Source organism: Acidicapsa dinghuensis, from assembly GCF_025685685.1.
GTDB lineage: Bacteria > Acidobacteriota > Terriglobia > Terriglobales > Acidobacteriaceae > Acidicapsa > Acidicapsa dinghuensis.
In genome coordinates this window covers 110,381-119,017 of record NZ_JAGSYH010000011.1, presented here as the reverse complement: position 1 = coordinate 119,017, position 8,637 = coordinate 110,381, and the positions used below count along the sequence as shown (strand labels likewise).

Here is an 8,637-nt window from a genome sequence, read left to right as displayed (position 1 = left end):
GCCTGCTCCAACACAGCTCATCAAGAGTGCGAATAGAAACAAGGTAGAGAGCAACAACAACCGCAACATCAAAAGCAAAAACCCTGATAAGGAATGAAACTTGACACCAGTGACCTGCTCATAGAAAGTCGGCTTATCGTCACCGGTGCATCGCTCGCTGGCAACCGTCGCACCTCGGACTTCTCTATCGCCCCCGTTTCCATTCCTATACCCTAGACCCATGTCCCGCTATGCCGAGCCGATGGCTCGCCTCATCGAAGAGCTCAAAAAGCTTCCCGGTGTTGGCACAAAATCCGCCCAGCGCTACGCCTTCCATATCCTGCGCTCCAGCAACGAAGACGCCGCCGCCCTCGCCGACGCAGTTCGCGAGCTCAAGGCCAGCCTGCGCCTCTGTTCCATCTGCAATAACGTCACCGACATTGATCCCTGCGTCTACTGCTCCAGCCCCACCCGCAATCAACACCTCGTCTGCGTCGTCGAAGAAGCCACCAGCATCGCTGCCATCGAGCGCACGCGCAACTACAACGGCGTTTACCATGTCCTCCATGGCACTCTCTCACCGCTCCATGGCGTAGGCCCCGATCAGCTCCGCACTGCCAATCTCATCTCTCGCGTGGAGAGCGGCGGCATTGATGAAGTCATCCTCGCCACCAGCCCCACTCTCGAAGGCGAAGCCACCGCGAACTGGATCGCCACCGCCCTCCGCAGCCATCCAATTCGCATCACCCGCATCGCCACGGGCGTTCCTGCGGGCAGCGATATCGAATACGCTGATGAAGTCACTATGGCCCGCTCGCTCGAAGGCCGTCGGGAGCTATAGACTCAACTCCGCACCGCTCACCTGCCGTGGATCTCTACGGAATGTCAGTGATCAAATCGCAATGACTGTATGAATTGTCGCGTAGACCTGGCTGGCCGGATGTGTGGATCAAGCGATAGAAAGTCTGCGGACTAGTAGAGTCCAAACGATCGTGAATGTGCACGATACGCTTTGCCATATCGATCTCGCTAACAGACTTGTAGCAATAATATTTTGTCCCGACATAGGTTCCCGCAAGCGGTTTTTTGTTTGTGATTCCGTACACGCCAAAGCTCAAGTCGTAGTTAAAGGCGGTATCGTGCTGATATTCCGTAAGTGCGTACCCCATAACCATCGTCTCACCGTTCTTGATGGCGAGTACAAGGGCCTGATTGACTTTGCCGATTTGATCAAATCTGACGGGCATTGGTCGCGTCTCCACTTGGCATAAGGAAGTGGCCTCAAAGTGTAGCAGACCGCACCCGCGAGCCATCATTAATAAAAGCCTTTGCGGGTTGGGCGCCCAAAGCCGCTTTCGCCCTCGTTCGATATTTTTTCGGTGAAAATCTATCCCCAACTTTCCCGGTTTTGTGATTTACACTCAACAGAGCTAATGACAACTGGCAACTTCCATTCGCTTTCCGGCATCGCAGGCCCGGCAAAGCCCTGGCTAGCCCAGTTCCGCGAACCACGGCTTCGCGCATTTTAGATTCGGAGACGTTTTGTTTTGTTCCTGCGCCGTCTGACTTACTTTTGCCGCCCTGTTCTTTCTGGCCGATCCGCAGCCATTGCTCTGCTGGCCCTTGCCGCCGCTACCGCACCTGCGGCTCAGGCCCGCAAGACCGTCACCCACAGGCACTCTCGCCTTCACGCTCTCGCCCATGCCTTCGTCAACGTAACCCTGCCCGCCGTTGGATTTCTCCCCGACGACGATGACACCGTCCCGGACGATGGCCAGAAATACGAAATCAAGATGGCGCATCCCTATACGGGAGACGTGATCGACGTCGTCTACCGCATTGGCGATACCTACATCCCCGAAGCGCTCGACCAGCTCAACAATTTTCTCCGCGACTCGCACAACGAAGAAGTGAACGAGTACGATCCGCGTACCTTTGATGTGCTGCACACCATGCTCGCTAAAATCGGCAAGCCAAACGCCGTCATTGATGTGCTCTCGGGCTATCGTTCGCAGGAGACAAATGACGCACTTCGCGCCAGCGGAACAACCAATGCCGCCGAGCACTCCCAGCACATAGACGCCAAGGCCGTTGACCTGCGCGTTCCCGGTGTTCCCGCTCCGGTGGTGCGCGATGCGGCGCTGTCACTCCAGGCAGGTGGAGTCGGCTACTATCCGAAGAGCCAGTTTGTTCACGTTGATGTAGGTCCGGTCAGGAAGTGGACCTATTCTCCCCACGGCCGGCACTCCCATCGCTCCGGTCACTCGCGCCGCCATCGCCGCGGCTAGGACACAAGGACGAGTGGAGCCCGGTCCGTCGTGGCATTCCACAAAATCCGGTTGCCCCTATCTGGATCAGCCTCTCAACTTCGCCAGCAGATCCTGAGGATGAACTGGCTTTGCAAGAATCTCGAACTCGTATCCCTGCGCCCGTGCTTTTTCCAGCAGATCCGCGGTAGCAGCCTGCCCTGAAAATAACAGGATCTTGATCGCGGGCAAAATCTCTCGTATCCTGATGGCCGCGTCAATGCCGTTCAACCCACCCATGATCACGTCCGAAATCAACATGTCTGGGCGATATTCCGACGCCAGTTCCAACGCTTTTTCGCCGGAATACGCAACGCGAGCCTGAAACCCGCTATTGTTGAGAATCATTGCGAGAGTATCGGCAATAACTCGCTCATCATCGGCTACCAGGACTCGGGGCTTCTGCGCAATTTCAGCCATAATCTCCTAACGGAAAAACTTTGGGGAGGTACGCAAAATGCTTTCTGAATCAAATGACTGCCAGATCGATGCCGTCAAGGTTCTCAAAACCTTCCGTCCATCTGACCTTAGTTTATCTTCATTACGTCCATGTGACGTTTATTGCATGCCACGGGTTGCGGCCGGATCTCAGGAAAAGCCATTGCAATCGAACTGATAAATATACTTCACGCACGGCAAAAATACAGGACAAACAGAGACAGTGACCTTCCGCAACGTAAACTGTCGAAAAAGACTCTAAGAGGATGATACGCTTTGGCCATATTGCGGCTGAAGGTCTTTGCGATTACTGCCACTCCTGTATTCAAACAGTCCAATACTGAGCGTCTATGCTTTCCCTGGCGCTTTGCTTCCGGTGAACAGGTTTCGGCTTCATGCAGCTTTGACCTGTGTGTCCTAAACTATCTGGTTCTCGTTCTAACTTTCAGCAGCAAACCGCACCGCAATCCATACTGGAGACTTCCCTGTGCCAGAAGCCACAGTCACCAGCACCACGAGTAACGAAAACGTTACGCCCGACTCCGCGCCCATCATTCGCGCCGAGCGCATAGAGAAGTACTACGCCCAGCCGAGCCAGAATCGCATTCAGGTCATCTCGCCGACTGATCTCTCCATCATCCCCGGCGAAATCCTCGCCCTCCTCGGTCCCTCCGGTTCCGGCAAATCCACCATGCTCCGCATGCTCTCCGGCCTATCCCGTCCCAGCGCCGGACAGGTCTTCTGGCACGAAAAGCCCATCGGCGATGCCGAAATCAACGTCTCCATCGTCTTCCAGAGCTTCGCCCTTTTCCCGTGGCTCACCGTCCTCGAAAACGTCGAAGCCCCGCTCAAAGCCCGCGGCGTCGATCCCGAAACCCGTCGCGAACGCAGCCTCAACATGCTCACCACCGTCGGTCTCGAAGGCTTCCAGGCCGCCTACCCCAAGGAGCTCTCCGGCGGCATGCGCCAGCGCGTCGGCTTCGCACGCGCCCTCGTCGTCGAGCCAGAAGTCCTCTTCATGGACGAGCCTTTCTCGGCCCTCGATGTCCTTACCGCTGAGAACCTCAGAAGCGAACTCTTAGAGCTTTGGTCGAACAAGACCATGCCCACTCGCGCCGTCTTCATCGTCACCCACAACATTGAAGAAGCCGTCCTGCTCGCCGATCGCATCATCGTTCTCGGCCGCAATCCCGGACACATCCGCACCGACTTCAAAGTCCAGCTCCAGCATCCCCGCGACCGCAAATCCGAGCCCTTCACCAACCTCGTCGACTACATCTACAAAGTCCTCACCCGCCCCGAAATCGCCGCCGCCGCACCCGACCAGACCACCGGCAAGCCCGTCCGCGATCAGCGCCAGATGCACTACCAGATGCTGCCCCACGCGCGTCCCGGCGGCGTAGCCGGTCTCCTCGAGCTCCTCATCGACAAAGGCGGCCGCGACGACATCTACCGGCTCGCCGACGACCTCGCCTTCGAAATCGACGACCTGCTCCCCATCGTCGACGCCGCCCAGATCCTCGGCTTCCTCAAGATCGAAGAAGGTGACGCCTCGATTACCCCCAAGGGCTCCGACTTCGGTAATTCCGAGATTCTCCGCCAAAAAGAAATCTTCCGCGAAGCCGCACTCGAAAACGTTCTTCTCCTTCGCCAGATTCGCCGCGCCATCGAAACCAAATCCGACAACACCGTCCCCGAAGAATTCTTCCTCGATATGCTCGACGAGCAGTTCAGCGCCGAGGAATCCCAGCGCCAGGTCGAGACCGCCGTCAACTGGGGCCGCTATGCCGAGCTTTTCGACTTCGACGCCGCCCGACGCCGCTTCACCCTGCCCGAAGCCGAACAGGAAGAAGCAGAAGCCGCCGACGCCGAGGACGCAGAATGAAGCTGCCTCAGCTCCCCGTACGTTTTCCCGAACGTCTCCAGCCGCGCTTTCAGCCCTTTGCGCGATCTCTGGTTATGGTGCGCTCCTGGCCCGTGGTCATTGACCTCGGCCTCGCCGCCTGCCTTCTCGCTGCCTTCTTCGCTCTCGTCCACACCGGCCACTATGTCTTCGGCACTCCGGTCCCAGTCGTTCCCATCTCGCATTCGCTCAGCGCCCTGCCCCTTTATTCCTTCTACTCCGTCATCCGCATTGGCATCGCCTACCTGCTCTCACTCGCCTTCGCCATCAGCTACGGATACACCGCCGCCTACAATCCCCGCGTTGAAGCCTGGATGGTCGCCACCCTAGACATCCTCCAATCCATCCCTGTCCTCAGCTTTCTCCCGCCTGTCGTCCTCGCCATGGTCGCGCTCGTTCCCGGCCACCAGCTCGGCATCGAGCTGGGCGTCGTCCTCCTCATCTTCACCGGGCAGGTCTGGAACCTCGCCTTCAGCTTCTATTCATCACTCAAATCCATCCCCAAGGAGATGCTCGAGGCCTCCCGCATCTACCGCTACTCCGCCTGGCAGCGCTTCTGGCAGCTTGAAATGCCCTACGCCGCCATCGGCCTCGTCTGGAACTCCATCGTCTCCGTCGCCGGCGGCTGGTTCGCCCTCATCGCCTGCGAGATGTTCACCATGGGCGACCGCAACTTCCAGCTTCCCGGCCTCGGCAGTTATCTCAGAACCGCCTCCGACTCGGGCGACGTCACCGCCCTTATCGCCGGCATCACCACCGTCATCCTCATCGTTGTAGCCACCGACCAGCTCATCTGGCGTCCCTTAATCGCCTGGTCCGACAAATTCAAATTCGAGCAAGTCGAGTCCGCCGACCGCGTCACCTCGCCCATCCTTGAGCTAATCCAGCGCTCTCACCTGCTCAGCACCCTGCCCTCGCGCCTCTGGTCTGGAATCGAAGAGCCCATCTACCGCCGCCTCTCGCGCAGCCGCGACTGCCGCGTCGTCCAACCCATCGATGAAGACGCCGCACGCAAAAAAGCCTCACCAGTCTTCTGGCTCATCAGCGCCCTCATCCTCGCGGTAATCCTCTGGGGAGCCAGCAAAGCCGTCGTCCTCCTCAGTCAACTCACCGGCAGCCAGATCGTCACACTACTCGAAGGCGCCATCGCCAGCTTCCTCCGCGTCAACGTCTCGCTTATCATCTCCGCCCTTTGGACCATCCCCGTAGGCGTCGCCATCGGCTTCAACCCCAAACTCGCCCGCATCATCCAGCCCGTCGCGCAGATCTTCGCCTCCGTCCCCGCAACCGCCTTCTTCCCCGTCCTGCTTCTCGGTCTCGTCAAAATCGGCGGCGGACTCGGCATCGGCAGCATCGCCCTCATGCTCCTCGGCACCCAGTGGTACATCCTCTTCAACGTCATCGCCGGAGCCATGTCCATCCCCTCCGACCTCCGCGAAGCCGCCTCACTCTACAAATTCACCCGCTACCAGCGCTGGACCACCCTAATCCTCCCCGGCATCTTCCCCTACCTCATCACCGGCATGGTCACCGCCTCCGGAGGAGCCTGGAACGCCTCAGTCTTCGCCGAATACTTCAAAATCGGCAACCAAACCCTGCAAACCCTAGGCCTCGGCCAGCAAATCGACATAGCCACCGACGCCGGCCAGTTCCCCATCCTCCTCGCCGCCACCATCTTGATCTCACTAATGGTAGTCAGCATGAACCGCTTAGTCTGGCGCCGCCTCTACCGCCTGGCCGAAACCAAATACAAACTCCTCGCCTAGATCTCAAAAGAGATTTGTCACTCGGTGGAGAGTTATCTCATATATAGAGTTCTCACCCTGTAGAAAGTTGTCATCCTGAGCGCAGCGAAGGATCTGCTGTCGTAGTTGCTTTTTGTCTTTGCTGTTGCCTTTCTGTCTGTCATCCCCGAAGGGGATCTGCTTCTCCATAAAGAAGCCACCACGACCGGCTCGAATCCCCACAACTAGGGGTGCCCCATTCATTTCGCGCCCTATGCGAAATGAGTGGGAAACCACCCCAGAGACTCTCAAAGCAAGTTATTATCCACGACACTCGAGATTTCCGCCCAAAAGCCAATAGGGACCACAGTATATAGTGTGCACCAATCGACGGATACTATTAATCGACACCATCTACATTTGCATGATCGGATTGTGGTATGATCGCTCATCCTCTTCGAAAAGCTTTATTGCTCGGAGGTTGAGGAGCACTGCTTGATAAGGTCAAGGAGGTTCATTCGGGCCTCTGCGCCACCTACCATTGAGTCCAGGATCACAGTGATCCAGTACACAATGTACGGTGTCGCGTTGAGTAAAGCGGTCCTGCAATAAACAGTGCGGATGTAGGCGTCGACATGAGGCCGCCACGAGCTTGCATCCGCTTTCGAAGGTATTGCTCAAGACCTGAGAAGTCATTAATGGAAGAATTCCGAGTCAAGAAATACCCTCATTTTGACGCCCCGCTAACAAAAGCCGAGGCAGAGAGCTTAGCAACTTCCCCTAAAAGAGTTATAAGCCATCCTTTTTATCCATTCATCGAATGGGAGCTGAAATGGTCTCTGTTCAACAAGAAAAACCAGCCATCGGATGAGAAAAAGCGCAGTATAAAGTATGCCGCCCGACGTGACTCATGCATTCTTGCCCACTATCGACAAAAACTCTATGAGCAATACCAGCTTGAACTCAGACGACTTTCACTCGACAATTGCGTTTTAGCCTACAGACACATCCCGATTCCAGGAACTAGAAGCGGAAAGTGCAACATCCACTTCGCCGCTGAAGCATTCGAGTTAATCCGAAGCCTAGGCGACTGCTATGCGATCGCCGTTGACATAGAACGATTCTTCGAAAATCTCGATCATAACCAGATCAAGCGAAATTGGTCTCGGCTCTTGGACCAAGATAACGGCAGCGCAAAGGGTGTCCTCCCCGCAGATCATTTTGCTGTGTTCAAAGCAGTCACACAGTATTCGTATATCGAAAGAGATGATGCCTATGAAGCACTAGGGTTCATCAGTCAAACACGACTGGCGAATGGCAAAAAACGAATCAAATATATCAAGTTCAAAAGAGATATCCCAATTCAAATCTGTAAACCACACGAATTTCGAGAGAAACTCAGCGCACTGATCAAACCAAATCCTTCTCCGTGGGGAGTTCCTCAAGGATCACCCATTTCAGATCTACTCGCCAATCTCTACATGATCGACTTTGACGCGCAGCTGAACACTCAAGTGACCTCCATCGGTGGGAAATATTTCCGCTATTCAGATGACATATTGATTGTCATCCCCAAGCGAGAGAAGGGATGGGAACAAATTCTCGAGGTAGTAGCATCAACATTAAAAAATACAGCACCCAGACTGAAGATAAAGGACAAAAAAACTCAAATTTACTCATATAGCAGAACCACGGACCGGTCGAATCAGACAGCCGAAAACATCGGCCCAACGAAGGGAGCACATGGCTTAGAATATTTGGGCTTCAGATACGATGGCAAAAGAATTTTCCTTCGTAATAGTACACACTCCGGATTCAGAAGAAGAATTACGAGAGTGTCGGAGAGAATGGCTAAGAATCATTTCTTGTTTAATTCTAATCTAGGCACGAGACAACTCATCGACTCATTCAACTATGACGTGCTCTACAAGAAGTTCGGCAGGGTTGCTAACATTTATTTCGAAGAACGTGAATACACTTCCTGGACGTTTTGGACGTACATACAGCGCTCCGTCAAAATTCTGGGCAAAATGAGCTCGCCCATATTACACCAAGTTAATAACTATAAGTCCTTCGCACGAAAGTGTGTCGTCGCAACGCTCGTAGATTGCGCAAAGCGTGCCGGAAACCCGTGACCTCCATTCAGCCATCAAAATGATGTCTCAGGAGTCAGCCGATATTAGCATTAGAGTGCATTAGCACTACATGCTCGTTCAGTGATAGCCGCGACGCCTCAATTTTGTGACGCCACGAATACGCATGAGAAACACGCTCCAACTGCCGACCA

7 protein-coding genes are annotated in these 8,637 nt (G+C 55.3%); 5 read left to right on the top strand and 2 right to left on the bottom strand.

Annotated elements, in window-relative coordinates:
• The first annotated feature begins 220 nt into the window (after positions 1-220).
• The gene (gene recR, locus OHL22_RS24155) at positions 221-820 is read left to right on the top strand and encodes a recombination mediator RecR (protein WP_263342403.1); all 600 of its coding nucleotides are present in this window, start codon (positions 221-223) and stop codon (positions 818-820) included.
• 34 nt (positions 821-854) lie between these two features.
• Here the strand turns inward: recR and OHL22_RS24150 are convergent, their stop codons facing one another.
• Positions 855-1,226, bottom strand: coding sequence for a hypothetical protein (locus OHL22_RS24150; RefSeq protein ID WP_263342402.1), 372 nt, complete (start codon positions 1,224-1,226; stop codon positions 855-857).
• Positions 1,227-1,526: 300 nt separating this feature from the next.
• On the opposite strand from OHL22_RS24150, the gene OHL22_RS24145 reads away from it, so the two are divergent.
• Positions 1,527-2,267, top strand: a complete 741-nt coding sequence (locus tag OHL22_RS24145) for a YcbK family protein (protein ID WP_263342401.1) — start codon at positions 1,527-1,529, stop codon at positions 2,265-2,267.
• Between the two features lie 66 nt (positions 2,268-2,333).
• Here the strand turns inward: OHL22_RS24145 and OHL22_RS24140 are convergent, their stop codons facing one another.
• A complete protein-coding gene (locus tag OHL22_RS24140) occupies positions 2,334-2,705 on the bottom strand; it encodes a response regulator (RefSeq protein ID WP_263342400.1) in 372 nt (123 codons plus the stop codon).
• 568 nt (positions 2,706-3,273) lie between these two features.
• Between OHL22_RS24140 and OHL22_RS24135 the strand changes: the two genes are divergently transcribed.
• From OHL22_RS24135 to OHL22_RS24125, 3 genes are all read left to right on the top strand, one after another.
• Entirely contained in the window at positions 3,274-4,608 is a 1,335-nt protein-coding gene (locus OHL22_RS24135; protein WP_263342407.1) for an ABC transporter ATP-binding protein, read from the top strand.
• Positions 4,605-6,392 (top strand): ABC transporter permease, encoded by a 1,788-nt coding sequence (locus OHL22_RS24130; RefSeq protein WP_263342399.1) that lies wholly within the window; start codon positions 4,605-4,607, stop codon positions 6,390-6,392. The genes OHL22_RS24135 and OHL22_RS24130 overlap by 4 nt, the downstream gene beginning before the upstream one ends.
• A 656-nt stretch (positions 6,393-7,048) precedes the next feature.
• Entirely contained in the window at positions 7,049-8,485 is a 1,437-nt protein-coding gene (locus tag OHL22_RS24125; RefSeq protein ID WP_263342398.1) for a reverse transcriptase domain-containing protein, read from the top strand.
• Positions 8,486-8,637: the final 152 nt, after the last annotated feature.

Bases quoted from the DNA above. Each gene is read 5' to 3' on its own strand.
- recR (WP_263342403.1), top strand. From the start codon at position 221: ATGTCCCGCTATGCCGAGCCGATGGCTCGCCTCATCGAAGAGCTCAAA.
- OHL22_RS24150 (WP_263342402.1), bottom strand. From the start codon at position 1,226: ATGCCCGTCAGATTTGATCAAATCGGCAAAGTCAATCAGGCCCTTGTA.
- OHL22_RS24140 (WP_263342400.1), bottom strand. From the start codon at position 2,705: ATGGCTGAAATTGCGCAGAAGCCCCGAGTCCTGGTAGCCGATGATGAG.
- OHL22_RS24130 (WP_263342399.1), top strand. From the start codon at position 4,605: ATGAAGCTGCCTCAGCTCCCCGTACGTTTTCCCGAACGTCTCCAGCCG.
- OHL22_RS24125 (WP_263342398.1), top strand. From the start codon at position 7,049: ATGGAAGAATTCCGAGTCAAGAAATACCCTCATTTTGACGCCCCGCTA.